A 24,402-nucleotide genomic window follows, 5' to 3' on the forward strand; every position below is an offset into this window, starting at 1 on the left:
TCTTATGCGTTACGGGATCTGGGGGCTGCTGGCCCTGCTCGCCACGACCTTTGTGCTGTTCGGGTCGGATCTCGACACCGGCTACATCATCCCCCAGCGGCTGCTGCGCCTGGCCGCCATCACAGTCGCCGGCGTCTGCATCGCGGTCTCGGCCATCAGCTTCCAGACCCTGGCGGGCAACCGCATCCTGACCCCCGCCATCATGGGGTACGAGGCGGTCTATCTGTTGCTGCAAGCCCTGCTGGTGCTGCTGCTCGGCAGCCAGAGCCTGCTGCTGCTCGGGCGCGAGGAGAACGGCGTGCTGTCGCTGCTGCTGATGCTGGGGTACTCCGCCATCATCCACCGCTGGCTGTTCCGGCCCGGGCAGACCGACCTGTTCCAGCTGCTGCTGACGGGGCTGGTGCTGACCATGGTGTTTAGCACCCTGACCCAGTTTGTCCAGCTCAAGACCAGTCCGGGGGAGTTCGCCATCCTGCAGGGGTTCGGCTATGCCTCGTTCAACCGGGCCCAGCCGCTGGAGCTGCTGATGGGGGGCGGCCTGGTCGCCCTGGTCTGTCTCGTCATCGCCCGCCGCCAGGCCGAGCTCGACGTGCTGGCGCTCGGGCGCGAGCAGGCCAGCTCGCTCGGGGTAGATTACCGGCGGGCGGTACGCCAGCACCTGGCACTCATCGCCGTGCTGGTGGCCGTCTCCACCAGCCTGGTCGGCCCCACCGCCTTCATGGGGGTGTTCGTGGCCAACATCAGCTATGCCCTGGCGCGCACCTTCCGCCATCGGGTCACCCTGCCGCTCGGCTGCGCCATCGCCATTGCGCTCTTCATCCTGGCCCAGTTCCTGGTGGAGCAGATCTTCAACTACCGCACCACGGTCAGCATCCTCATCAACCTGGTGTGCGGCACCTACTTCCTCGCCCTGATGGTCAAAACCAGAGGATCGCCATGATCTCCCTCGAACAGGTTCACCAGCGCTACGGCGATCGCGCCGTCCTGCGCGACATCACAGTCGACTTCCCGGCCGGTCGGGTCACCTCGCTGATCGGCCCCAACGGCGCCGGCAAGAGCACCCTGCTGATGGCCATGGCCCGCCTGCTGCCCATCAGCCAGGGACGGATACGCTTGGGGGGCACCGACCTGCACCGCTTCACCGCCCGTGACTACGCCAAGCGGGTCGCCACCCTGCGCCAGTCGCCGGACGTGGGGCTGCGACTGACGGTCGACGAACTGGTCGCCTTCGGCCGCTTCCCCTACAGCCAGGGCAACCTGACCCGGGAAGACCGCATCGCGGTCGACGAGGCCATCGACTTTCTCTCCCTCGCCCCCTTGCGCCGGGCCTACCTCGACGAGCTGAGCGGCGGGCAGCGGCAGCTGGCCTACCTCGCCATGACCGTCGCCCAGCAGACTGACTGCCTGCTGCTCGACGAGCCCCTCAACAACCTCGACATGAAGCACGCGGTACAGCTGATGCAGGCGATCCGCCGCCTCAGCGACGAGCAGGGGCGCACCCTGATCCTGGTGGTGCACGACATCAACTTCGCCGCCAACTATTCCGACCACATCGTCGCCATGAAGGGGGGCGCGCTTGCGGGCAGCGGCCCGGTCGCCGAGATGGTCACCCCGGCCAACCTGGAGGCGCTCTACGACCTGCGTTTCGACATACTGCCGAGCCAGCGCGGCCTGCTGTGCAACTACTTCAACCCAACCCCGTCCGGAGAATTGTTATGAGGATCAATACGCTCACCGCCGTGCTGCTGGCCGCCATCGCAGGGCTCACCGGCTGCGACGCCCCCAGGGAGCAGGCCGCCACCGGGGCCGACGGCACCGTGGTCACCGTGACCCACCAGCTCGGCACCACCCGGGTCGTCACCCCGCCCAAGCGGGTGGTGGCCTTTGACATGAGCGAACTCGATACCCTGGATCAGCTGCAGGCTCCAGTGGCCGGTATCGCCAAGGATTACGTGGCGCACTTCCTACAGCGTTACCGGGACGACCCGGCCGTGATGGACGTGGGCACCACCATCCAGCCCAACCTGGAGCGGCTGCACAAGCTCAAGCCGGATCTCATCCTCATCTCCCCCCTGCAGGCCCAAAGCTACGAGGCGCTGAGCCAGATAGCCCCGACCCTGCACTACGACATCGACATGACCAACCGCGACGGCCACATCCTGGAGGCCGCCAAGGCCCACCTGCTCACCCTCGGCACCCTGCTTGGCCAGGAGGCGCTGGCCAAAGAGAAGGTGCAGCAGATGGACGCCAAGATCGCCGAGGTGCAGGCGCTGACGCGGGATCGTCCGGAAAGAGCGCTGATCGTGCTGCACAACAACGGCGCCTTCACCGCCTTTGGCACCCAATCCCGCTACGGCTTCCTGTTCGACACCCTGGGGGTCAAGCCGGCCGGATTGGAGCGGGACACCGGCATGCACGGCCAACCCATCTCCAACGAGTTCATCCAGCAGGCTGACCCGGACATCCTGTTCGTCATCGACCGCACCGCCGTGATGGAGCGACGCACAGCCATCGACGCCAGCACCCTGGACAACCCGCTGCTGCGCCAGACCAAGGCGTGGCGCAACGGCAAGGTACGCTTCGTCGACCCCGAAACCTGGTACCTCTGCACTGCCAGCTTCACCTGCCTGAACCGCATCGCCGACGAGGTGATGGCCGCCTATCGCAGCTGATCCCCCGTGCCTGGCCAACGCCGGGCACCAACACGCAAATGAGAGTTATTTTTATTTGAGGGTTTGAGAGTGTCATCCGGAAAGCATAAGGAGACAAAAACGCACTCCTCACCCTGAAAGGAATCCTGCATGCAGACATTGCACTCATCCTCCCTTGCCGTGCCGCGCCACGGACTCTCCCGCCTGACGCTGGCCATCCTGGCCGGCCTGCAACTGGGTAGCGCCTGGGCCGCCCCGGCTCCCCGTGAAGAAGCCGCCCCCCGTCCCGACGAAGTCGTGGTGGTGGAGGGTCGCAAGGCCTACGCCGGCGGCCAGGTCGCCGCCGACAACCGGGTCGGCCTGCTCGGCAACAAGCCCTTCCTGGAGACGCCGTTCAACACGGTGAGCTACACCGAGGAGTACATCGAGGATCGCCAAGCCCAGGACATAGGCGCCGTGGCCGGTGCCACCAACCCCTCGGTCTATGTGCCGAGCAAGCGCAGCCTGTTCGAGACCTTCTACATCCGCGGCTTCAACACCAACGCCAACGACATCACCTTCAACGGCCTCATCGGCATGGCACCAAACATGCGCAGCTCCACCGAGATGGCCTCGCGGGTCGACGTCCTCAAGGGGCCCTCGGTACTGCTCAACGGCATGCCGCCGGATGGCAGCGTGGGCGGCAACATCAACATAGTGCCCAAGCGCGCCGGCAAGACCCCCCTGGCCAAGGTCACCGCCAGCTATGAATCGGACGGCCTCGGCGGCGTGCACCTGGACCTGGGTCGCCGTTTCGGCGACGAGCAGCAGTGGGGGGTACGCTTCAACGGCGTCTATCGGGACGGGGACACCGCGGTCAACGACCAGCAGCACAAGATGGAGCTCACCTCGGTCGGGCTGGACTGGCGCGGCGAACGGGCCCGCGCCTCGGCCGATCTCTACCGGCAGCACGAGCGGGTGGACGGGGTGAACTACTTCGGCATCTTCTCGGTCGCCAGCCAGGTGACCCAGCTGCCCGAGCCCAAGCGTGGTGACTACTCCCTGGCGCCAGCCTGGGCCTACACCATCAACGACACCAAGGCCGCCGTGCTGCGTGCCGAGTATGATCTGACCGACAACCTCACCGCCTTCATCGCCTGGGGCCAGCGTGACGGCGGCTACAGCGCCCTCATCACCCGCAACACCCTGCTCAACGACGCCGGCGACATCAATACCATGGCGGCCCGCTCCGAGCGGGACGGCACCCAACGCTCCGGCGAGGCGGGCCTGCGCGGCACCTTCGGCACCGGCCCGGTCGATCACGCCTGGTCGCTGGCCGCCACCCGCTACACCTCGGAGCAGACCTTCCGGGACAAGATTTTCTTCAACCACGCCATGACCAACTACGACCGGCTGGACTTCGGGCCCGCGCCGGATCTCGCCGGGTACGGTGCCGTCACCTCGCGCAGCGAGGCGACCCTGGCGAGCGTGGCGCTGGTCGATACCCTCTCCTTCCTCGATGGCGACCTGCAGTGGACCCTGGGGGCCCGCCGCCAGACGGTCGAGAGCAGCAACTTCAACGGCAGCGGCGACCAGACCGCCCGCTACGAGGAGAGCAGGGTCTCGCCCGCCACCACCCTGCTGGTCAAGCTGCGCGACGATTTCGCCGTCTACACCAACTACATCGAGGGGTTGAGCCAGGGGGGCGCGGCGCCGAACACCGCCAGCAATGCCGGCGAGATCATGAAGCCCTATCAGACCAAGCAGTATGAGGTCGGTGCCAAGCTGGATCTGGGCCACTTCGCCCATACCCTGAGCCTGTTCCAGATCGCCAAGCCGAGCGCCTACACAGACCCCAGCTCCAACGTCTACGGGGTCTACGGGGAACAGCGAAACCGCGGCATCGAGTGGGATCTGTTCGGTGAACTCACCCCCGAGTTGCGCCTGCTGGGCGGGGCCTCCTACACCCAGGCTGAGCTGACCAAGGCGCTCAACGAGAGCAACGTCGGCCACCAGGCCACCGGGGTGCCCAAGTGGATGGCCAAACTCGGCGCCGAGTACGATCTGGCCGCCGTGCCGGGGCTGACCCTGACCGGCAACACCCAGTTCATCGGCGAGCGGTTCGTCACCGATGACAACCGCCTCTCGCTGCCCTCCTACACCACCTTCGACCTGGGGGCCCGCTACACCATGCGGATCGCCGATCACGCCCTGATCGTGCGGGCCGCGGTGCAGAACCTCACCGGCCGCGACTACTGGATCGGCTCCTGGTCCGGCGGCGACGGCAGCGGCCTCTCCGGCGGCCTGGGGGCGCCACGCACCTTCCAGCTCTCCACCTCGCTCACCTTCTAAGCAGCAGAAAAGCCATTGTCAAAATGGCTTTTCTTTTATGTGCCTCGGATGCCGGCCCGGTCGGCTTGCGCCAGATCGGATTTTCACGCCGCACCGACAGCATCTGACTCACTTGTGCGGTATGCTGTCACGCTCACGATCAACCATGACCTCTGTTGAGGCCTGCCTTATGAAATACCTAGTAGTTCAAACCAAGCAGATAGGGGATGTACTGATCTCCACCGCGCTGTGCAACAACCTCAAGCAGAATGACCCAAGCGGCGAGGTTCACTATCTGGTCATGGATTATTGCGCGGGTATGGCGCAGGGCAATCCCAATATCGATCGGCTCATCATCATCGAGAAGGCCAGGCGCAACCAGTGGCGCTACATGAAGGATCTGCTGCTGGCCATTCGCCGCGAACGCTACGATGTGGTGGTCAACAGCCAGGGCCAGATGATCGGCCTGCTCAGCTGCCTCTTCTCCGGTGCCCGCCTGCGCATCGGGTTTGACTCATTCCCCTGGCGGCTCGGCCACAACCGCATCGTCCGTTTTCGCAAGGACACCGAGTTTCAGGGCAACAGCACCCTGGTCGACGACCGCTTCTCGCTGCTCAAGCCGCTCAAGCTGGCCCGCGAGGATCGCAACTACTACCTCTGGCTGAGTGAAGAAGAGAAACAACAAGGAAGGGATGCCCTGCTGGCCGCCGGCGTCGACCTGAACCGCCCGCTGATCGCCATGGGCGTCAACTCGCTAGGACACTACAAGCGCTGGCCCATCGACTGTTTCGCCAAGGTCGCCCAGTGGCTGATCGAGCAGCACCATGCCCAGATCCTGATCTACTGCGGGCCGGGGGAGGAGGAGTACAACCGCGGCCTGAAACCGCTGCTGCCCGCCGCCCTGCAAGCCAGCGTCTTCGATCACATCAAGACCCGCTCGGTACGAGAATTGGTGGGGCTGTTCGCCCACTGCCGGCTGTTTGTCGGCAATGACACCGGCCCCCGCCACATGGCGCAGGCCATCGACCTGCCCCTGCTGACCATAGTGGCCCCGGGCGGCGACAAGATCATCGCCAACCCGGTCAACCACCCTCGTTATCAGGCCATCGATGTGTTCGATGCCAAGGGGCCCGGCTTCCAGCTGCCGCAGAACGCGGAGAAGGACTTCATCGACGAAGCCCTGCTGCGTGCCATCACTCCCGAGCTGGTGATTGAACGGCTGACAGCGCTGCCTGATTGGCAAGCAGCCACGCCCTGAAAGTACGCTCGAATTCGGCCAGATCGAGGGAGTTGATATCCTGCTCCCTGGTATTGGTCGAGAACAGCACTGTGGCTGACGGGGAGTTGGGGTGCCACTCGAGGAAGTTCTCGTTGCCGCCACCTATGTCCGGGTTGTAGAGGCCAAGAATGGGCTTGTGCAGCCCGGCGGCGATGTGCACCGTCGCCGTGTCCACCGAGATCAACCCCTGACACTGGCGCAGCTGGGCAAACAGCCCGGCCAGCGAGGGCGCATCCGGTGACAGCAGCAGACGCTCCGGTTGACTCAGGCCGGCCCGGATCCCGGCCACCTCCTCTTCCATGCCCGGCGGATAGAGCAGACAGATGGCGCAAGAACCGGCCGCCAGCATCTGCTCAATCATCTGGCTGATAAGCTCGGGCCGCAAACGGCGAGAGCTGCCACTGCCGTACGGGTTGAAACAGAGGACCGGCTCTGCCGGCCACCAGCTGGCCAGCGCATCGGGCGGGCTCATGCTCGGGACTATGTATTGCTGGTCCGGATTGGTCACGCCGAGCCGTTGCAACAGCAGGGCAAACTTGTCGGAGAAGTGCATGCCGCTGGAGGCCTTGCCCAGCTTGAGGTTGACCGCCTGCAGGGCATCGTCCATGCCGGCGACCCAATCCGCCCTCACCTGGCTGATGAAGAAGATATCCTTCATTTTCAGCATCTTGCCAAAATGCACCAGGCACTCCACCTCCCCCAGCGAATGGGCCAGCCGCTTGAGCTGGCCATAGCCCGGCCGCTTGGGCACCTCTATCACCTTGTCCATGCCGAAATGATCGCGAAACAGGGGCGCCATGGCCGCGGTCGTGACGATCCACACCTCCCGTTCCGGGCTGGCGCGCTTGATCTCACGGGCCACCCAGGACGAGACGATGGCATCACCCAGTTTGGCATCCCAGCGCAGCAACACTATCTTCCCCTTGCGCTCGTGCAGCGGAGCCGGCCGCTTGCGATCGAACAGCAGCTGCCCCAGCTTGCGGCGAAGAATGTCACGCTGGAGTTGCAGATCGTTGATTAATGACATGAATCCACCAGAAGGGCCGTTGAATTGGGAGAACGATGATACCAGCCTGACGCGGCTAGAGCGCCATCAGGGCATCGACCTGACGACTGATCTCGGCCGGCGACAGGGCCGCCAGCTGGTCCGTGGTCGAGCGCAGGATGATGTTGCGACCCGCCAGCGGGATGAAGGCATCGCGCCAGCGCTCGTTGTTCATCAACACCAGGGTGGGCACCCCGAAGGAAGAGGAGATATGGATGATGGAGGTATCGGTGGAGATGACCCCTCGCGCATCCTTGATAATCTTGGCGGCATCGAGAATGGTGTCGGGAAACAGCGCTCTCATGTCTTGCCGTGAACAGACCACGGGCTGCCTGGAGAAGACCAGGTAGGAGATCCCCTCATAGGCAGGCAACTGCGCCAGAATCCCGTCGATCTGCGCCTCCGTCATCGAGTTGCCGACCTGGCTGCCCGTCAGGTTGACCAGCAGATAACGGCCATACACACGGGTATCCAGCTGCTCGTTGCAGGGGGACGGTATGCAGACCGGCACCCCGGTCTGCTCACCGGTCACGCTGAGCATGCGATAGACGAAGTGATCCCGGCTGGGACGTGACGACACTATGGTGGCCTTCTTGTCGAACAGCGGCAGCAACTTCTGCTGCCCTTCGCTCTTGAAGCGCAGGGGCAACGACTGCAAGCGCCCGTTGGCCAGCAACAGCAACTTGGCCATGGCGATATCGTCAGGCTCGTCAAACAGATTGATCACCAGATCATATCGCCGCTGCCTGAGTTCACGCAGCTTGCACCACATGCTCGCCGGCAACAGGGTGTCGTTGAGGGTGATCACGTGGCATTCGTCGATCCCGGCGACCGATGCCGCCAGCAGCTGGTTGCGCCGGCTGCACACCAGCTCGAGCCGCGCGGCGGGGTACATCTCCCTGAGCCGAGCGATGGCGGGCAGGGTAAGAATGAAGTCGCCGATGGCGTCATAACCGACCACCAGCACTCTCTCCACCTGCGCTCCGGCAGGGCATGGGGCGGCGTCAGGCTCTCTGCCAATCAGCCATCTGGCAATGGAATGAGTAAGCAACTTTTTGAGGTTCATGGGTTATCCAGCATGTGTGGCCGCTGCTTTGGCAAGGCCCGCAGGGTGCCGACCCGCCGTCGGCACGCTCCGCCCTATTTCAGATAGTGGCCGTAGGCCCTGTCATCTATGGTGGTGGTGAACAGATCCACATCCAGACAGCTGGGTTCCACCCCGGATGCGGTCAGGCCATTGAGCTGCAACCGGCCGGTCAGATAGTCGGAAGGCATCCGCAGCGGATAGGCGCACTGCAACAGCTTCTTGGCCCCGGTCAGGCTCAGCACATACCCTGCGGTAGAGAGCACACCTCGTTTGGAGGTGCGGCTGGGGGTCAGGTATCTGGCGAGTCGATAACCACCCGGCAGGGATGACAGGAACGGCCAGCGTTTGGCTTTACCATGGTGCAGGAAGACGATTTCCGATTTGCAGGAGTGCACTATGGCCTCGATGATGGCCTTGCTGTGCATGTGCAGGTAGATGTCATCCTCCAGCACCACGCAGCGCTCAATGCCCTCGGCGACGATGCGCTCATAAAGCCGGATATGGCTCATGGCACAACCTATCTCGCCAAAACTCAGCGCATGGCCGCACACCTCCTTGGCCAGTTCAAAATCCACCTTGGCCAGTTCGGCACTGCTCAACGCCTTCCCGTCGGTTGCGTCTACAAATTCGAAATCTATGCCCAAATGCGCCATCTGCTGGACAACCATCGCCCGTCGCTCAACGCTGCGAGCCAAACTGATGACAAAAACTGGAATCATGACGTACGGGTATCCTTTTTCAACTCATGGGCAAACCAGATGAAAACCAGGCTGAGCGTGTACAGATAGAGCACCCCTTGATGCTCAAACGGCACATCACTCAATGAATTAACTGAAAACGCCAGCGGCACCAGCACTCCGGCGGAAATCTTGCTGATGTTGGTCGCGGCAAGGTAGAGAGGCCAACCCAGAAAAACCAGCAGCGCGACAAAGCCGATGCCGCCCCGGATCACCAGGTTCTGCATGTACTGGTTATGGGAATGAGCCAGCGCCGGATGAAAGATCAGCTCGGAAATCTGATGGTTGTTGACCTGCGTCTGCTTCAGCGCATCAAAACCATCGGTACCCACCCCGACAACCGGCGAATCCAGAAAGCCCAGCCAGGCGCTCTGCCAGGCAATCACCCGCAGGCCCCAGGAGGAATCAAAAGAGCCGTTTTCTGCCGATTTAAGATCCGACACGGCTTCGGCAACCCGCACCTGTACCAGCTGGTTGGTCTGATAGATGGCGCCTGTCGTGGCCATGCAGAGCACGGCGACGGCAATGTATTTCCACGGTTTGAAGTAGGCCTTGTAGCAGATGACGTAGGCGAGAATGATCCCGAAGGCGAGCCAGACCCCCCGACTCTGGGAGAGATACAGTGCAAACAGGGCAGCGAGCAGGCCAACCAGAGCCCCCCCTCTCAGCCAGGCGGCCAGTTGCCCCTGCTGAAAGACAAACCAGTTGAGAATCGCCAGGGCAAGTGCCGCCTGCGAGAAGAGAATGGCATTGGTGAACCCTTCCACCCTGACGATACCGTGATGGTACTGCCAGAAGCTGAGGATCCCGAGCCCGACGCCACCCAGCACGATGGCCAGGTACCCCAGCATCAGCAGCACGGGTTTGCGCGGCATCATCAGCGCGAAGACAGCGACATAAAACAGCCCCCGCATCACCCCGTACTGATCGCCATGGATCAACCGGTTCACGAAGATCATGACGGCGTACACCAGCAGGCCCCAGAGAATCCGGCGATCCCTGAGACCAACATCCCGCTGCTTGCCGACAAAGCAGTTCAACAGACCGAAGATCCCGGTCACCGCCAGCAGGTTGGACTGCATGCTCTGGCCGGCTGGCACCAGAAACAGGCCGCAAAAGGCAAAGATGATGGTCAGTCCGAACAGGGCTGTCGTCACCTTATCGAGCAAAACGAGGCTTCTGCTGAGCATCAATCACGATTTCCTGAAGACATAGTTACCCCGGATCTTGCGCCACAAGCCAAACACATCGGTACGCGGGAAGATGGCGATGCGGCGGATCCGGAAGGGGTCCTGGTGCATGGCTCTGGGCCCGCTGTTGGTGGCCACGGCAAAACGGTAGCCCGCCGCCATCGCCTGCGCCTTGGCGCTCTCATCCATATCCCCATAAGGGTAGGCGAACGACAGCAAAGGGTGGCCAAGCAGAGTCTCGAGTTGCCGCTTGTTCTCTTGTATTTCATGGGCTTGCTGCTCGGGTGCAAGCTTGCTCAACCTGGGGTGGGTCAGGGTATGGCCGCCGATCTCCACATGGCCGGAGGCCACCAGCGCCTTGAGCTGCTCGCCATTCATCAGGTCCACCCGGGTGTCCGGGTTGCTCGTCTGCTCCACGTCCCAGCGGTTATACCCTTCCCCCGTGACCACGTATACCACGGCTTTGTAACCATATTTTTCCAGCAGCGGCAGCATGCGGGTCAGGTTGTCCTGATAGCCGTCGTCAGCCGTGATCATCAGGTATCTCTTGCCGTATTGCAGACGATGGATGAACCCCTTGTCCGCCAGGTCACGAAAGGTAAGGGTCTCATAACCCAGCCACTTCATCAGTCGCAGGTGTTTTTCGAACATGGCGATCGGCATCCAGGTACCGTGCACCCCCTTCTCGCTCTCGTGCTCGATGAAGCGGTGGTACATGATGACCGGCATCTCGCGGCGCAGAGTCTCGACCACCGCATCCTGATAGATGACTTCGAGACTGGATACTACCCCCGCCAAGCCATACTCGACCTGAATGCGCAGACGGATCACGTCGGAGACGCTGCCGCTGGCCAGGGCCGGGGCAATCTGCGTCTTCAGCGCGGCAAAATCGATAGCCAGATCCCTTGGGCCTATGTCGCCGAAGTTGCTGGCCAGCGCCTCATCCAGATTCTGTCCGGTCACCAGGCCGATGGCCTTGGCCTCGCCGATGGCAAACGCCGGACGACCGCACAGCAGGGCCTCCATCGCTACCCGACCGGCACCGATCACCAGATCGCATTGCGCCATCAGGGCAGGGACATCCTCCACGTAACCGACGAAATCGACCCGGTCACGAAAACGCACAAAGCGCTCGGGCACCTGGCTGCCGCTCACCACCTTCACCTGGCAGGCATCCAGATCCAGCACTTCATCCAGCAACCGGTAGCAGAGCTCCCCCTTGGGGCCGCTCAGCCGACCTATGATGGCGATCACCGGCTTGGCGTTGTCCGGAGCAGGCACAGGCTGGAACTTGTCGGTCTCGATGCCGTTGCGCAGCACCTGTACGATGGCCGGATCCACCCCCAGATTGTCGATGATCTGGCTGGCTATATCTTCGCACACCGCCACCGCCCGAAAACCGAGGGCATGAAAGGCCTTGCGCGAGGCATGCACCGGCTGGCGCCCGTGTACCGTGGTGATCATGGGGGTGCCGGTCAGCTTGCAGGCCACATAGCTGCTCCAGCCGGAGGCGCGCGAGTGGGCGTGCACCAACTGGATATGATACTTCTTGATGAGGTAGACGAGGTAAAACACGTGCCAGAAGCGGCGCAGTATGCTGCGCTTGTTGAATCGCAGCTTGAATACCTGGCCCAGCGTGGGCTTGGTCAGGGTGTCCGATACGTAGAACACCTGGTGGCCACGCCGGGTCAATTCGTTACCGACCGTGGTGGCATAGACCTCAGCTCCCGTCACTTCGAGCTGGGAGAGTGCCATCAATATATTCATGGGAGGGTATCCGAACGACGGGTGGCCAGCAGCCACCCGTCAGAGGGGGATCAAGCCCGGTTCAACCAGGCCATGTAGTCGGCCACGCCTTCGGCCACTGTCTTGAACTCGGCGTCATAGCCGACACCGCGCAGCTTGGTCATGTCCGCCTGGGTGAAGCTCTGATAGCGGCCCTTGAGGTGATCCGGGAAGGGAATATACTCGACGGCGCCCTTCTGGTGATGCTTGATCACCGCCTCGGCCACGTTCTGGAACGGCTCGGCACGACCAGTACCGCAGTTGAAGATGCCGGAGTGCTGCGGATTCTGCCAGAACCAGAGGTTCACCTTGCAGACGTCATCCACATAGATGAAGTCGCGCATCTGACCGCCGTTGGGGAAACCGTCGCAGCCTTCGAACAGCTTGGGATTCTCGCCCTTCTTCACCTGAGTGTTGAGGTGGAAGGCAACCGAGGCCATGGAGCCCTTGTGCTGCTCGCGCGGGCCATAGACGTTGAAGTACTTGAGGCCGACTACCTGAGAGTTGATCTCCGGCATCCAGCGGCGCACATACTGGTCGAACAGCTGCTTGGAGTAACCGTAGACGTTGAGCGGCTGCTCGAACTTGGGATCTTCGATGAAGTTGTCGTTGCGCCCGCCGTAGGTCGCGGCGGAAGAGGCGTAGATGAACGGAATTTCCCGTTCGATGCAGTAGTGGAACAGATCCTTGGAGTACTCGTAGTTGACCTCCATGATGAACTTGCCGTTCCACTCGGTGGTAGCGGAGCAGGCACCTTCGTGGAAGATCACCTCGATGCCGTCCCACTCTTCAAACTCGTCACCGGAGACGATCCGCGCCTGGAACTCATCCTTATCCATGTAATCGGCAATGGTCAGATCGACCAGATTGACGAACTTGGTGCCGTCGGTCAGATCATCGATGACCACGATGTCGGTCCGTCCTTGAGCGTTCAGCTGCTTGACCAGATTGCTGCCGATAAAGCCAGCACCGCCAGTTACTACGATCATGGAGTTTGCCTCGCGTACGTTGATGGTCACATGTGACTGCCTGTTAAAGCTGTGTATAGTGAGCCAATTTAAAATTGCCGAAAAGTTTATCACGGGCCGCAGGGGGATTCGACCTTGACGAGATCGCCCCCGGGACCCGGCAGAGGGAGCAGCGATGAAAACCAGAGACAGGATCATTCACAGCGCCACCGAGCTGTTCAACGATCAGGGTGAGCGCAACATCACCACCAATCACATTGCCGCCCACCTCGGCATCAGCCCGGGCAACCTCTATTACCACTTCCGCAATAAAGAAGACATCATCCACTCCATCTTCGACCAGTACGCCCGTCACCTGAGCGAAAGCTTCACACCGGCCCGCAGCGATGAGATCAAGCTGGAAAACCTGATGGGCTATCTGGATGCCATCTTCTATCTGATGTGGCAGTTCCGCTTTTTCTACGCCAACCTGCCGGACATTCTCAGTCGCGACGAGCCGCTGCAGCAGAAGTACCTCAAGGCCCAGGAGCAGCTACGCGCCACCGTGGTGGCCCTGCTCAGAAGCCTGCGCGAGGGCGGCATCATAGACGTCAGCGACGAGGATCTGCCGGATCTGGGCCAGACCATCAAGATGGTGGTGACCTGCTGGATCCCGTTCCAGATCGCCCAGGCTCCCAGCACCCGCATCACCAAGCCACTGCTCTATCAGGGCGTCTTGCGGGTGCTGTTTCTGCTGCGCCCCTATGTGCAGCCACAGGTGGCCGAACAGATCCGCCAGCTGGAGCAGCATTACAGTCAACTGGCCCAACCAGCTGGGTGAGATCTGTTTCACATTTGTTGAACATCAGCACAATAATTTGAATTCACCGCAACAGATTGCAGTAAAATGTCGTCCTCTGTTGATACGCAGCTGAAATAGCCAATGAGGATCGAGGATGTCTAACGGATTCTATCGTCACCTGACCGAGCAGCTTGAGCAGGTACAGGCTGAAGGATTGTACAAGCAGGAACGCGTCATCACCTCGGCCCAGCAGGCCCGGATTGCGGTGGGCGGCGAGCAGGTGCTGAACTTCTGTGCCAACAACTATCTGGGGCTGGCCAACCACCCCGATCTGATCGAAGCGGCCCACCAGGGGCTGGACAGCCACGGCTTCGGCATGGCCTCGGTCCGTTTCATCTGCGGTACCCAGGATCAGCACAAGGCGCTGGAGCAGAAGCTGTCAACCTTCCTCGGCACCGAAGACACCATCCTCTACTCTTCCTGCTTCGATGCCAACGGTGGTCTGTTCGAGACGCTGTTCGGCGCCGAAGACGCCATCATCTCCGATGCCCTCAACCACGCCTCCATCATCGATGGGGTCCGGTTGTGCAAAGCCAAGCGCTATCGCTACGCCAACAATGACATGGCCGAGCTGGAAGCCCAGCTCAAGCAGGCCAATGCCGATGGTGCCCGCTTCAAGCTGATCGCCACCGACGGCGTCTTCTCCATGGATGGCGTCATCGCCGACCTCAAATCCATCTGCGATCTGGCTGACAAGTACGATGCGCTGGTGATGGTGGATGACTCCCATGCCGTCGGCTTCATCGGCGAGAACGGCCGCGGCACCCACGAATACTGTGGCGTGATGGAGCGGGTCGACATCATCACCGGCACCCTGGGCAAGGCGCTCGGCGGCGCCTCCGGCGGTTACACCTCCGGCAAGAAAGAGGTGATCGACTGGCTGCGTCAGCGCTCCCGCCCCTATCTCTTCTCCAACTCGCTGGCCCCCTCCATCGTCGCCGCCACCATCAAGGTGATCGACATGCTGGCCGACGGCCACGATCTGCGTGCCCGCCTGAAGGAGAACAGCCAGTACTTCCGCGAGCGGATGAGCGCCGCCGGTTTTACTCTGGCCGGCGCCGATCACGCCATCATCCCGGTGATGCTGGGGGACGCCAAGCTGGCAGCCGAGATGGCGAGCCGCATGCTGGCCGCCGGCATCTATGTGGTGGGCTTCTCCTTCCCGGTGGTGCCCAAGGGCCAGGCCCGCATCCGCACCCAGATGTCCGCCGCCCATACCCGCGAACAGCTGGATCAGGCCATCGATGCCTTCATTCGCATCGGCCGCGAACTCGGCATCATCTGATTTGAATCAAGGGGCCCGGCGCCCCTTTTTTCTGCGTTCATCGTGAAGGAACAACCATGAAAGCACTCTCCAAACTGCACAAAGAAGTCGGCATCTGGATGACGGACGTACCGGCCCCCGAACTCGGCCACAACGACCTGCTCATCAAGATCCGCAAGACCGCCATCTGTGGCACCGATATCCACATCTACAACTGGGACGAATGGTCACAGAAGACCATCCCGGTCCCCATGGTGGTCGGCCACGAATACGTCGGTGAAGTGGTCGCCGTGGGCCAGGAAGTGCGCGGCTTCGCGGTCGGTGACCGGGTCTCCGGCGAAGGCCACATCACCTGCGGCCACTGCCGCAACTGCCGTGCCGGCCGCACCCACCTGTGCCGCAACACCATAGGCGTCGGCGTCAACCGCCCCGGCGCTTTTGCCGAGTACCTGGTGATCCCGGCCTTCAACGCCTTCAAGCTGCCGGACAACATCCCGGATGAGCTGGCCGCCATCTTCGATCCGTTCGGCAACGCGGTGCACACCGCCCTCTCCTTCGACCTGGTGGGTGAAGACGTGCTGATCACCGGCGCCGGCCCCATCGGCATCATGGCTGCCGCCGTCTGCCGCCATGTGGGTGCCCGTCACGTGGTGATCACCGACGTCAACGAGTACCGGCTCGAGCTGGCCCGCAAGATGGGCGCCACCCGCGCCGTCAACGTGGCCAAGGAGCAGCTCTCCGACGTGATGAGCGAGCTTGGCATGACCGAGGGGTTCGACGTGGGGCTGGAGATGTCCGGCGTCCCCTCCGCCTTCCAGGACATGATCGACAAGATGAACCACGGCGGCAAAATCGCCATGCTCGGCATTCCCCCCGCCACCATGGCCATCGACTGGGGCAAGGTGATCTTCAAGGGACTGTTCATCAAGGGGATTTACGGCCGCGAGATGTTCGAAACCTGGTACAAGATGGCGAGCCTCATCCAGTCCGGGCTCGATCTCTCCCCCATCATCACCCACCGCTTCCACATCGACGACTTCCAGCAGGGCTTCGATGCCATGCGCTCCGGCCAGTCCGGCAAGGTGATCCTCAGCTGGGACAAATAAGCCTTTCAGCACGTCAATCAGATGAAACCCGGTGAAAACCGGGTTTCTTTTTTGCAGGCCGGCCTCGCCAGTTTGTGATCCGACGAAGAAACTTTGCACGCAGAGTGCTTAACACTTCACACACAAACGTTTAAATGGCTGTAACTATTCGGTTATAATCCAGTCGTTTTCTAGGGATAATAAAAGCCTGCTGGGAGTACATGAGCGTGTTGAAAAAACTGAGCTATTTGCTGGCGGTCGGGATGACGGCCGCCAGTTTGTCCGGTGCCGTGCTGGCTGCCGATGATATGTCGCCGGAGGCCATTGCCGAGCGCATCAAGCCTGTCGGTCAGGTCTACACCGCCAAGGATCTGGAAGGGATTGCGACCGCAGGCGCAGCCCCTGCGGCGGCCGCGTCATCCGGCCCGCGCGACGGAGAAGCCGTGTTCAAGGGCGCCTGCTTCGCCTGTCACGATGCCGGCATCGCCGGCGCGCCCAAGCGCGGCGACAAGGCTGCCTGGGAGCCTCGTATCGCACAAGGCATTGAAACGCTTAAGAAACATGCCATTGCCGGCTTCGCAGGCAAGACCGGCGTCATGCCCCCCAGAGGGACTTGCGCCACCTGTAGCGATGAAGAGATCGAAAACGCCATTCACTACATGATCGACAAGCTCTAAGTGATTGAAAGGGCCGCATATGCGGCCCTTTCAATCTGATGACTTCCGACTACTCTTTGAAGGGTAGATAAATCGGGAGTCACTCATGTCAGCGCAACCCACAGCACCACATTACTCGACTCCCTTGCTGGCGTTGGTTTCCGCTATTATGGATTTCCCCGCCCCCTCCGTCGCCACAGCCAAAGATTACGACACCCTGATCCAGCAGCTGAACCAGCTCTGCCCGTTGCAACATTTCGGCATGCTCGGCCTGTCGGAAGCCGGACTGCACTGGGTGTGTGAATACCAGGTCCCCGACAGTTTCAAACTGCAGCTGGGGCTGGAAGAGTCACGCATCACGGATCAACTGACCCAGCTGGACGAAGCCGAGGGTTGGTGCACCCTGCCGGTCGAACACGGTCAGATCCAGTGGTTGCTGGCCTGCTGCCAGCCCAAGGAGCTGCCGACACTGCGCCTGTTGCTGGAGTGCCTGGCCAAACGGCTGAACGAGACCCAGGCTGGCTCCCAGCTGTCAGAGCTGGCCTCGCCGCTCATTCGCAAGGATCCGGACTGGCAGAGAAAGATCGAGAGCATCAACCGCATCATCCGGCTGGCCAACACCCTGCCCAGCCAGGCGCTCTTCTCCCAGCTCGAGGCTGTGTTGCGCCAGATGCTCGCCATTCAGGACATGCTGCTGGTACGTATCGACAGCCACCGGCTCGAGAAGATCTACCCGGAACTGCCCCACCACAGCGACGAATTCATCACCGGGCTCTGCCACAGCACCAACAACATTGAGCAGCACAAGGAGCAGCTTTACTGGTACAGCCAGCCGCTGCGTCTCCAGCAGCAGTACTTCGCCCACTTCCTCATCAGCCTGCAGCAGCCGCTGGAAACCGACGACCGGCTGTTTCTCGACTTCCTGCGCAGCCAGCTGACTCTGCTGCTGGAGCTGAGACGGATCCGCCAGCAGCTCCACGACATCAACTCGGAAGACTCCATCAACCAGCGGCTGCAGCAGTTGCGCCAGACCAACCTCAGACTGCAGAAGCAGTTGAAGCAGCACCAGGAGCTGGAACGCCGACTGCAGTTCGATGCCCTGCACGACCCGCTGACCCAGCTACCCAACCGGGCACTGTTGATGAACCACCTCAACCACGCCATGACCCACTTTCACCGCTACAAGTCGCCCGGGTTTTCGCTGATCTTCATCGATGTGGACCACTTCAAGCAGGTCAACGACACTCTCGGCCACAGCGCCGGCGACCAGCTGCTCAAGGAGATGAGCCGCCGCCTGCAAACCTGCATACGACAAAACGACATGGTGGCAAGGCTGGGGGGGGACGAGTTCGTCATCTATCTGGACAGCAGCAAGACCGAGGAAGATATCAGCCCGGTGCTCAACCGCATCATCAGCCGCCTCTCCTATCCCTTCCGGCTGATGGGCAACGAACTCGGCATCACGGTGAGTCTCGGGGTCGCCAGCGTATCGGAACAGACATCCGACATCAGCCAGCTGTTGCATCAGGCCGACCTGGCCATGTACCAGGCCAAGCGCAACGGCCGCAGCCGCATCGTCAGCTATTCGGAGGAGTGCTCGGCCCAGACCTGGGCCTCACCGGAAGAGATGCTGGCCAGAGCGCTGCGGGCAGGCCGCATCGTGCCCTATTTCCAGCCGGTGATCCGGCTCAAGGACAGCCGCCTGACCGGGCTGGAGGTCATGGCTCGCTGGATCACCGAAGAGGGGGTACTCAAGGACGCATTCGACTTCATCCCGCTGGCGGAGCAGTGTGGCCTCATCCAGGAGCTGGATTACCAGATCCTGCGCCACACCTGCCAGCAGTTGAAGGAGTGGCTGCCGCTCTCCGGCCAGAGCAAGTTCAAGGTGGCCATCAACCTGTCCGGCAAGCATCTGGTCAGCCATGAACAGATCATGCAACTGGTCGAGATCATCGAATCCGAGGGGATCTCCCCCGGCTATCTGATTTTCGAATTCAACGAGCGCGAGTTGTCACGGCAGGATTCCGATGCCCTCACCTCCCTGCACGAGCTGAGGGCCAAGGGCATCCAGATCAGCCTGGATGACTTCGGTACCGGCTTCTCTTCCCTCAATGCCCTGTTCCACTTCCCGGTGGACTACATCAAGGTGGATGACAGCTTCACCCATCGCATGCTGCAATCTCCCAAGGATCTGGCGCTCATTCGCGCCATGCGCGACATCTGCCAGGATCTGGACTTCACACTTGTGGTGGAAGGGATAGAGAACCAGCAGCAACTGCAGAAGCTGATCGACCTGGGCTGCCTGATGGGCCAGGGGCGCTACATTTCACCGCCCATGCCGGGCGCCGACATCACGCCCCTGCTGACCCAGAGCAAATAAGCGGAGCGACTCAATCCTTCTTGAACATGGCGCGCAGATTGGCCACCGCCATCTGCCCCTTCTGCTGGCGCTCCTCTGCGGTCACCTTCTTCTGGTTCTCCCACTCCAGATCATCCTGCGGCAGTTCCAGCAGGAAGCGGCTCGGCTCCGGTCGTACCGACTCGCCAAACTGGCGCCGCTCCTTGCAGAGGGTGAAGGTGAGCTCGGTCTGGGCCCGGGTGATCCCCACGTAGGCGAGGCGCCGCTCCTCTTCCACGTTGTCCTCGTCGATGCTGGTCTGGTGAGGCAGCAGACCCTCCTCCATACCCACCATGTAGACATAGGGAAACTCCAGCCCCTTGGAGGCGTGCAGGGTCATCAGCTGCACCTGATCCGCCTCATCCTCCCCCTCGTTGCGCTCCATCATGTCGCGCAGAGTGAGACGGGTCACGACTTGAGCGAGCGTCATCGACTCTTCCAGCTCGTCCCCCTCCAGCATCTCGCTGATCCAGCGATAGAGGGTGGAGACGTTCTGCATCCGCATCTCGGCCGCCTTCGGGCTGGGGGAGGTCTCGTAGAGCCACTCCTCGTAGTGGATCTCCTTGATCATGTCACGCACCGCCTCCACCGGGTTGCCGCGCAGGGCCTGATCACCGAGCCGCACCAGCCAGTTGGTGAAAGCCTGCAGCGCGGTGAGGCCACGACCGGATAGGTGCTGTTCCAGCCCCAGCTCGAAGCTGGCGGAAAACAGGCTCTTGCCGCGCTGATTGGCGTACTGACCCAGCTTCTCGAGCGTGGTGGGACCGATCTCGCGCCGCGGCAGGTTGACCACTCGCAGGAAGGCGGTGTCCTCGTCCGGATTCACCAGCAACTTGAGGTAGGCCATGATGTCCTTGATCTCGGTACGAGAGAAGAAGGAGGTGCCGCCCGAGATGCGATAGGGGATGCGGTTGGTCATCAGCGCCTTCTCGAAGATGCGCGACTGATGGTTGCCCCGGTAGAGGATGGCGTAATCCTTGAAGCGGGTGCGATTCATGAACTTGTGACCCATCAGCTCGGCGGCGATGCGCTCCGCCTCGTGCTCCTCGTTCTTGGCAAACAGCACCTTGAGCTTCACCCCCTCGTCCAGCTCGGAGAAGAGGGCCTTGTCGTAGACGTGGGGGTTGTTGGCGATCAGGATGTTGGCGCACTTGAGGATGCGCCGCTTGGAGCGGTAGTTCTGCTCCAGCTTGATGAGCCGCAGATTGGGGAAGTCCTCGTTCAGCAGCACCAGGTTCTGCGGCTTGGCACCGCGCCAGGAGTAGATGGACTGGTCGTCGTCTCCCACTACGGTGAAGCGGGCCCGCTCGCCGACGATCTGCTTCACCAGCTCGTACTGGCTGGTGTTGGTGTCCTGGTATTCATCGACCAGCAGATAGCGGATCTTGCTCTGCCAGCGCTCGCGCACCTCCTGGTTGCTCTTGAGCAGCAAGGTCGGCATCACGATGAGGTCGTCAAAATCCAGCGCGTTGTAGGCCACCATCTGGCGGTGGTAGCGCTCGTAGAGCTGGGCCATCAGCACCTCTTCCGGCCCGCGGGCGATGCGCATGGCCCGAGCCGGCAGGATGAGGTCGTTCTTCCAGTTGGAGATCTGGCTGATAAGAGCCGAGAGCTTGTCCTTGTCGTTGTCGAGCTCCTCCTCGGTCAGCTCCTTGAGCAGCGCCAGCTGATCGGTGTCGTCGAACAGTGAGAAGTTGGCCTTGAGGTTCAGGCTCTTGTGCTCGCGGCGAATGATCTCGAGCCCCAGGGTATGGAAGGTGGAGACCATCAGCCCCCGCGCCTCCTTGCGACCCAGGGTCTGGCCGACCCGCTCCTTCATCTCCCGCGCCGCCTTGTTGGTAAAGGTGACCGCCGCTATGTTGCGCGCGTTGTAGCCGCACTGCTGCACCAGATAGGCAATCTTGTTGGTGATGACGCGGGTCTTGCCCGATCCGGCACCCGCCAGCACCAGGCAAGGGCCGGAGACATACTTGACCGCTTCGTTCTGATTGGGGTTGAGCTTCATGGGCCGGATCTCTTGGCTTATGATGAGGGGCGGCATTGTAACAGAAATCACCCGGCCAGCCCCATCGAGCAATAGCTCGCCAGATGCCTTGTGTTCGGCGGCGGTTTTCAGGATCATGACCGACTTTTCGAGATGATGACCACTTTTCCAGACAGTGAGGGGAGCATGAACCAGCAACAGCACGACCGGCTGCGCAGCCAGTTTCCGGCCTTGGCGCAGGAGGTCAACGGCCACCCGCTGGTCTATCTGGACAATGCCGCCACCACCCAGAAGCCGCAAACCGTGCTGGATGCGATCAATCACTACTATCGGGCCGACAACGCCAATGTGCACCGTGCCGCCCACGCCCTGAGCGGCCGGGCCACCCGCGCCTTCGAAGATGCCCGCGAGACTGTCGCTCGCTTTATCAATGCCCCTCGCAGCCACGAGGTGATATGGACCCGTGGCACCACGGAGGCGATCAACCTGATGGCCCAGAGCTGGGGGATAAGCGAGCTGAGGGCGGGGGATGAAGTCGTGCTCAGCACCCTGGAACACCACGCCAACATCGTCCCGTGGCAATTGGTCGCCCAGCGCACCGGCGCCGTCATCCGGGTCGTCCCCCTCGATGAGCGGGGCGATCTCGACATGGCCGCCTATCTGGCCATGCTGGGACCACGTACCCGACTGGTGAGCGTGGCTCACGTCTCCAATGCCCTCGGTACCGTCAACCCGGTCGAACAGATAGTGGCGGCCGCCAAGGCGGTCGGCGCCCTGACCCTGATCGACGGCGCCCAGGCAGTGGCTCATCTCGAGGTAGATGTGCAGACAATCGGCTGCGACTTCTACGTCTTCTCCGGCCACAAGCTCTACGGCCCGACTGGTATCGGCGTGCTGTGGGGGCGCACCGAACTGCTGGAGCGGATGCCGCCCTGGCAGGCCGGCGGCGAGATGATCGACAGGGTCAGCTTCAGCGGTACTACCTTCAATAGCCTGCCCTTCAAGTTCGAGGCGGGTACGCCCCATATCGCCGGCGCCATCGGCCTAGCCGCCGCCATCGACTTTGTGATGGAGCAAGACCGGGGGTTGCTGGCCAGCCATGAAGCGGTGCTGACCGACTATCTGGTCGCCGGCCTGCGGCAGGTGCCGGGGCTGCATCTTGTCGGCGAACCTCGCCAACGCGCCGGCGCGGTCTCCTTCCTGCTAGCGGATATCCACCCCCAGGATGCGGCTACCCTGCTCGACATGCAGGGGATCGCCCTGCGGGTCGGCCACCACTGCGCCATGCCGTTGATGGAGAGCCTTGGCATAGGCGGCACAATGCGAGCCTCGCTGGCCTGTTACAACAACCGTGACGATGTGGACGCCCTGCTGGCCGCCCTGCACAAACTCAGTGACTTCTTCTAAGGCAGACAACCCGATGAACAGCCTCGCAACCTATACCCGGATCGGCCTTGAGCCCGATGCCGATACCATCCGCCAGCAGTTTGCGGCGGCGAACGGCTGGGAGAACCAGTACCGCCTTATCATACAGCTCGGCAAGCTGCTACCCACCTTGCCCGCAGAGTGGCAGCAGGAAGAGAACCGCTTGAAAGGGTGCGAGAGCCAGGCCTGGCTGAAGGGTGAAAAGAGTGAGGATGGCAACTGGCACTTTGCCTGCGACTCCGATGCCCGCATCGTGCGTGGCCTCATCGTCATCGTGCTGGCGGCGCTCAATCATCAGAGTGCCAACGCTATCCAGGCTTTTGATATGGATGCCTATTTCAGTGAATTGGGGCTCGAGAAACACCTGAGCCCGTCGCGGGGCAACGGGCTCAGGGCCATAGTATTGGCTATCCGGCAACAGGCAGTCTAACCCGCCTTGTTCAGTGGTCGATCAGGCTTCGCCAATCGACCCTGTTTCTTCATTCCCGGCCTCTTTCTCGGCACGGGCTCCTCGTTCGGCAATCTTCCTCAATACCCGGGAGGCGGCGACCAAGCCAAAGGTGGCCGTCACCGGCGTCACGGCGCCAAAGCCAGAGGCGCAATCCATCTTCATATTGCCATCGCTGGCCGCCTTGGCCTGACAGGTGCCGCCATTACCATCCGGGTAGCTCAACTGCTCGGTTGAAAAGACACACTCCACCCCAAACTTGCGCGCCGGATTCTTGCTGAAACTGTGTAGCCGGCGCAGGTCAGAGCGCACCTTGGCGGCCAGCGGATCCTGAATGGTCTTGGCCAGATCGGCCACGGTGATCTGCGTCGGGTCCATCTGCCCACCGGCGCCGCCCGCCACAATCACCGGGATCTTGTTGCGCTTGCAGAAGGCAATCAGCGCCACCTTGGCCTTGACCGAGTCGATGGCATCCACCACATAGTCAAACTCCCGCTTGATATGCTCGGCCAGGTTGTCAGCGGTAACGAAGTCATCCACCTCGATCACCTCGCAATCCGGATTGATGGCACGGATGCGCTCGGCCATCACCTCCGTCTTGAGGCGACCGACCGTGCCCTGCATGGCGTGGATCTGGCGGTTGGTGTTGGTGATACAGATGTCGTCCATGTCGATCAGGGTGATCTGGTTGATGCCGGCACGGGCCAGCGCCTCTGCCGCCCAGGAGCCGACGCCGCCGATCCCGACCACACAGACACGCGCCTGGCTGAAGGAACCAAGTGCACTCTGACCATAAAGACGGGCAATGCCCCCGAATCGCTGTAGATACTCTGCTTTCATACCACCACCTTGATTGAGGGCGGCCATTATAGCGACAACCATGGGCGGCGGCGAATTTCAGATAAACATGAAACGGGATGGAGCAACGAAATCGGGCTAACCGAGATGAGATAGAGAGATCGTAGAGACGAAAAAAAGCCCAGTCTTTCGACTGGGCTTCTTAAGTAGTGGCGGAGCGGACGGGACTCGAACCCGCGACCCCCGGCGTGACAGGCCGGTATTCTAACCGACTGAACTACCGCTCCGCATTCGGTTAGCTTTCGCTAAATCTTTTGCCGCTTCTTTATGAGGTGTCATCCTCGCAGCCGGCCATGTCTTTCACATCACCGTTTAATTGGGTGCCTGGCAGTGTCCTACTCTCGCATGGCGAATGCCACACTACCATCGGCGCTACAGCGTTTCACTTCTG

Annotated in this window: 20 protein-coding genes and 1 tRNA gene; 12 read left to right on the forward strand and 9 right to left on the reverse strand. The window is 61.7% G+C overall.

What is annotated here, in order from left to right; all coding sequences use genetic code 11:
* Positions 1-4 precede the first annotated feature (4 nt).
* From PG897_RS16465 to PG897_RS16485, 5 genes are all read left to right on the forward strand, one after another.
* Positions 5-940 carry an iron chelate uptake ABC transporter family permease subunit gene (locus PG897_RS16465; RefSeq protein ID WP_139753407.1) on the forward strand — a complete coding sequence of 312 codons (936 nt, stop codon included), beginning with the start codon at positions 5-7 and terminating at the stop codon, positions 938-940.
* A complete protein-coding gene (locus PG897_RS16470) occupies positions 937-1,719 on the forward strand; it encodes an iron ABC transporter ATP-binding protein (RefSeq protein ID WP_005306907.1) in 783 nt (260 codons plus the stop codon). The genes PG897_RS16465 and PG897_RS16470 overlap by 4 nt, the downstream gene beginning before the upstream one ends.
* The gene (locus tag PG897_RS16475; RefSeq protein ID WP_043170520.1) at positions 1,716-2,672 is read left to right on the forward strand and encodes a siderophore ABC transporter substrate-binding protein; all 957 of its coding nucleotides are present in this window, start codon (positions 1,716-1,718) and stop codon (positions 2,670-2,672) included. Before PG897_RS16470 ends, PG897_RS16475 begins: the two co-directional genes overlap by 4 nt.
* Positions 2,673-2,801: 129 nt before the next feature.
* Positions 2,802-4,982, forward strand: coding sequence for a TonB-dependent receptor (locus tag PG897_RS16480; RefSeq protein ID WP_270829201.1), 2,181 nt, complete (start codon positions 2,802-2,804; stop codon positions 4,980-4,982).
* Between the two features lie 169 nt (positions 4,983-5,151).
* On the forward strand, positions 5,152-6,219 hold the full coding sequence (locus tag PG897_RS16485) for a glycosyltransferase family 9 protein (protein ID WP_043170518.1): 1,068 nt from the start codon (positions 5,152-5,154) through the stop codon (positions 6,217-6,219).
* Here PG897_RS16485 and PG897_RS16490 read toward each other — a convergent pair.
* The 6 genes from PG897_RS16490 to rfaD form a co-directional block, all read right to left on the reverse strand.
* On the reverse strand, positions 6,155-7,267 hold the full coding sequence (locus PG897_RS16490) for a glycosyltransferase family 9 protein (protein ID WP_005306919.1): 1,113 nt from the start codon (positions 7,265-7,267) through the stop codon (positions 6,155-6,157). The two genes, PG897_RS16485 and PG897_RS16490, sit on opposite strands and share 65 nt — an antisense overlap.
* A gap of 55 nt (positions 7,268-7,322) precedes the next feature.
* Positions 7,323-8,351 carry a glycosyltransferase family 9 protein gene (locus tag PG897_RS16495; protein WP_043170517.1) on the reverse strand — a complete coding sequence of 343 codons (1,029 nt, stop codon included), beginning with the start codon at positions 8,349-8,351 and terminating at the stop codon, positions 7,323-7,325.
* Positions 8,352-8,425: 74 nt separating this feature from the next.
* Positions 8,426-9,091 (reverse strand): glycosyltransferase family 25 protein, encoded by a 666-nt coding sequence (locus PG897_RS16500; protein ID WP_005306929.1) that lies wholly within the window; start codon positions 9,089-9,091, stop codon positions 8,426-8,428.
* Complete coding sequence (locus PG897_RS16505; RefSeq protein ID WP_155292449.1) at positions 9,088-10,302, reverse strand: O-antigen ligase family protein; 1,215 nt, start codon at positions 10,300-10,302, stop codon at positions 9,088-9,090. The genes PG897_RS16500 and PG897_RS16505 overlap by 4 nt, the downstream gene beginning before the upstream one ends.
* Entirely contained in the window at positions 10,303-12,066 is a 1,764-nt protein-coding gene (locus tag PG897_RS16510; protein ID WP_043170516.1) for a polysaccharide deacetylase family protein, read from the reverse strand.
* 50 nt (positions 12,067-12,116) lie between these two features.
* Positions 12,117-13,073 (reverse strand): ADP-glyceromanno-heptose 6-epimerase, encoded by a 957-nt coding sequence (rfaD, locus tag PG897_RS16515; RefSeq protein WP_005306938.1) that lies wholly within the window; start codon positions 13,071-13,073, stop codon positions 12,117-12,119.
* 154 nt (positions 13,074-13,227) lie between these two features.
* Between rfaD and PG897_RS16520 the strand changes: the two genes are divergently transcribed.
* The 5 genes from PG897_RS16520 to PG897_RS16540 all read left to right on the forward strand — a co-directional run bounded on the left by PG897_RS16520 (position 13,228) and on the right by PG897_RS16540 (position 19,278).
* Positions 13,228-13,872: a TetR/AcrR family transcriptional regulator gene (locus tag PG897_RS16520; protein ID WP_270829202.1), complete on the forward strand. Its 645-nt coding sequence runs from the start codon at positions 13,228-13,230 to the stop codon at positions 13,870-13,872.
* Positions 13,873-13,987: 115 nt separating this feature from the next.
* Positions 13,988-15,178 (forward strand): glycine C-acetyltransferase, encoded by a 1,191-nt coding sequence (locus PG897_RS16525; protein WP_043170514.1) that lies wholly within the window; start codon positions 13,988-13,990, stop codon positions 15,176-15,178.
* Between the two features lie 56 nt (positions 15,179-15,234).
* On the forward strand, positions 15,235-16,263 hold the full coding sequence (gene tdh, locus PG897_RS16530) for an L-threonine 3-dehydrogenase (RefSeq protein WP_005306946.1): 1,029 nt from the start codon (positions 15,235-15,237) through the stop codon (positions 16,261-16,263).
* Between the two features lie 200 nt (positions 16,264-16,463).
* Positions 16,464-16,919 carry a c-type cytochrome gene (locus PG897_RS16535; RefSeq protein WP_017786998.1) on the forward strand — a complete coding sequence of 152 codons (456 nt, stop codon included), beginning with the start codon at positions 16,464-16,466 and terminating at the stop codon, positions 16,917-16,919.
* 85 nt (positions 16,920-17,004) lie between these two features.
* On the forward strand, positions 17,005-19,278 hold the full coding sequence (locus tag PG897_RS16540; protein WP_026141315.1) for a putative bifunctional diguanylate cyclase/phosphodiesterase: 2,274 nt from the start codon (positions 17,005-17,007) through the stop codon (positions 19,276-19,278).
* A 10-nt stretch (positions 19,279-19,288) separates the two neighbouring features.
* Here PG897_RS16540 and rep read toward each other — a convergent pair whose 3' ends face one another.
* Positions 19,289-21,301, reverse strand: coding sequence for a DNA helicase Rep (gene rep, locus PG897_RS16545; RefSeq protein WP_017779449.1), 2,013 nt, complete (start codon positions 21,299-21,301; stop codon positions 19,289-19,291).
* Between the two features lie 165 nt (positions 21,302-21,466).
* On the opposite strand from rep, the gene PG897_RS16550 reads away from it, so the two are divergent.
* Entirely contained in the window at positions 21,467-22,687 is a 1,221-nt protein-coding gene (locus tag PG897_RS16550; protein ID WP_043170512.1) for an aminotransferase class V-fold PLP-dependent enzyme, read from the forward strand.
* Positions 22,688-22,700: 13 nt separating this feature from the next.
* On the forward strand, positions 22,701-23,135 hold the full coding sequence (locus tag PG897_RS16555; protein WP_042049994.1) for a SufE family protein: 435 nt from the start codon (positions 22,701-22,703) through the stop codon (positions 23,133-23,135).
* Positions 23,136-23,156: 21 nt separating this feature from the next.
* Here PG897_RS16555 and tcdA read toward each other — a convergent pair whose 3' ends face one another.
* Entirely contained in the window at positions 23,157-23,993 is an 837-nt protein-coding gene (gene tcdA, locus PG897_RS16560) for a tRNA cyclic N6-threonylcarbamoyladenosine(37) synthase TcdA (protein WP_043170509.1), read from the reverse strand.
* Between the two features lie 168 nt (positions 23,994-24,161).
* Positions 24,162-24,238, reverse strand: a tRNA-Asp gene (locus PG897_RS16565).
* Positions 24,239-24,402 lie beyond the last annotated feature (164 nt).

This window comes from Aeromonas sp. QDB20, from assembly GCF_027707805.1.
Classification (GTDB): Bacteria; Pseudomonadota; Gammaproteobacteria; order Enterobacterales; family Aeromonadaceae; genus Aeromonas; species Aeromonas dhakensis.

Coding starts and splice junctions, on each gene's coding strand:
- PG897_RS16465 (WP_139753407.1), top strand. CDS start 5: ATGCGTTACGGGATCTGGGGGCTGCTGGCCCTGCTCGCCACGACCTTT.
- PG897_RS16470 (WP_005306907.1), top strand. CDS start 937: ATGATCTCCCTCGAACAGGTTCACCAGCGCTACGGCGATCGCGCCGTC.
- PG897_RS16475 (WP_043170520.1), top strand. CDS start 1,716: ATGAGGATCAATACGCTCACCGCCGTGCTGCTGGCCGCCATCGCAGGG.
- PG897_RS16480 (WP_270829201.1), top strand. CDS start 2,802: ATGCAGACATTGCACTCATCCTCCCTTGCCGTGCCGCGCCACGGACTC.
- PG897_RS16485 (WP_043170518.1), top strand. CDS start 5,152: ATGAAATACCTAGTAGTTCAAACCAAGCAGATAGGGGATGTACTGATC.
- PG897_RS16490 (WP_005306919.1), bottom strand. CDS start 7,267: ATGTCATTAATCAACGATCTGCAACTCCAGCGTGACATTCTTCGCCGC.
- PG897_RS16495 (WP_043170517.1), bottom strand. CDS start 8,351: ATGAACCTCAAAAAGTTGCTTACTCATTCCATTGCCAGATGGCTGATT.
- PG897_RS16500 (WP_005306929.1), bottom strand. CDS start 9,091: ATGATTCCAGTTTTTGTCATCAGTTTGGCTCGCAGCGTTGAGCGACGG.
- PG897_RS16510 (WP_043170516.1), bottom strand. CDS start 12,066: ATGAATATATTGATGGCACTCTCCCAGCTCGAAGTGACGGGAGCTGAG.
- rfaD (WP_005306938.1), bottom strand. CDS start 13,073: ATGATCGTAGTAACTGGCGGTGCTGGCTTTATCGGCAGCAATCTGGTC.
- PG897_RS16520 (WP_270829202.1), top strand. CDS start 13,228: ATGAAAACCAGAGACAGGATCATTCACAGCGCCACCGAGCTGTTCAAC.
- PG897_RS16525 (WP_043170514.1), top strand. CDS start 13,988: ATGTCTAACGGATTCTATCGTCACCTGACCGAGCAGCTTGAGCAGGTA.
- tdh (WP_005306946.1), top strand. CDS start 15,235: ATGAAAGCACTCTCCAAACTGCACAAAGAAGTCGGCATCTGGATGACG.
- PG897_RS16535 (WP_017786998.1), top strand. CDS start 16,464: ATGAGCGTGTTGAAAAAACTGAGCTATTTGCTGGCGGTCGGGATGACG.
- PG897_RS16540 (WP_026141315.1), top strand. CDS start 17,005: ATGTCAGCGCAACCCACAGCACCACATTACTCGACTCCCTTGCTGGCG.
- rep (WP_017779449.1), bottom strand. CDS start 21,301: ATGAAGCTCAACCCCAATCAGAACGAAGCGGTCAAGTATGTCTCCGGC.
- PG897_RS16550 (WP_043170512.1), top strand. CDS start 21,467: ATGAACCAGCAACAGCACGACCGGCTGCGCAGCCAGTTTCCGGCCTTG.
- PG897_RS16555 (WP_042049994.1), top strand. CDS start 22,701: ATGAACAGCCTCGCAACCTATACCCGGATCGGCCTTGAGCCCGATGCC.
- tcdA (WP_043170509.1), bottom strand. CDS start 23,993: ATGAAAGCAGAGTATCTACAGCGATTCGGGGGCATTGCCCGTCTTTAT.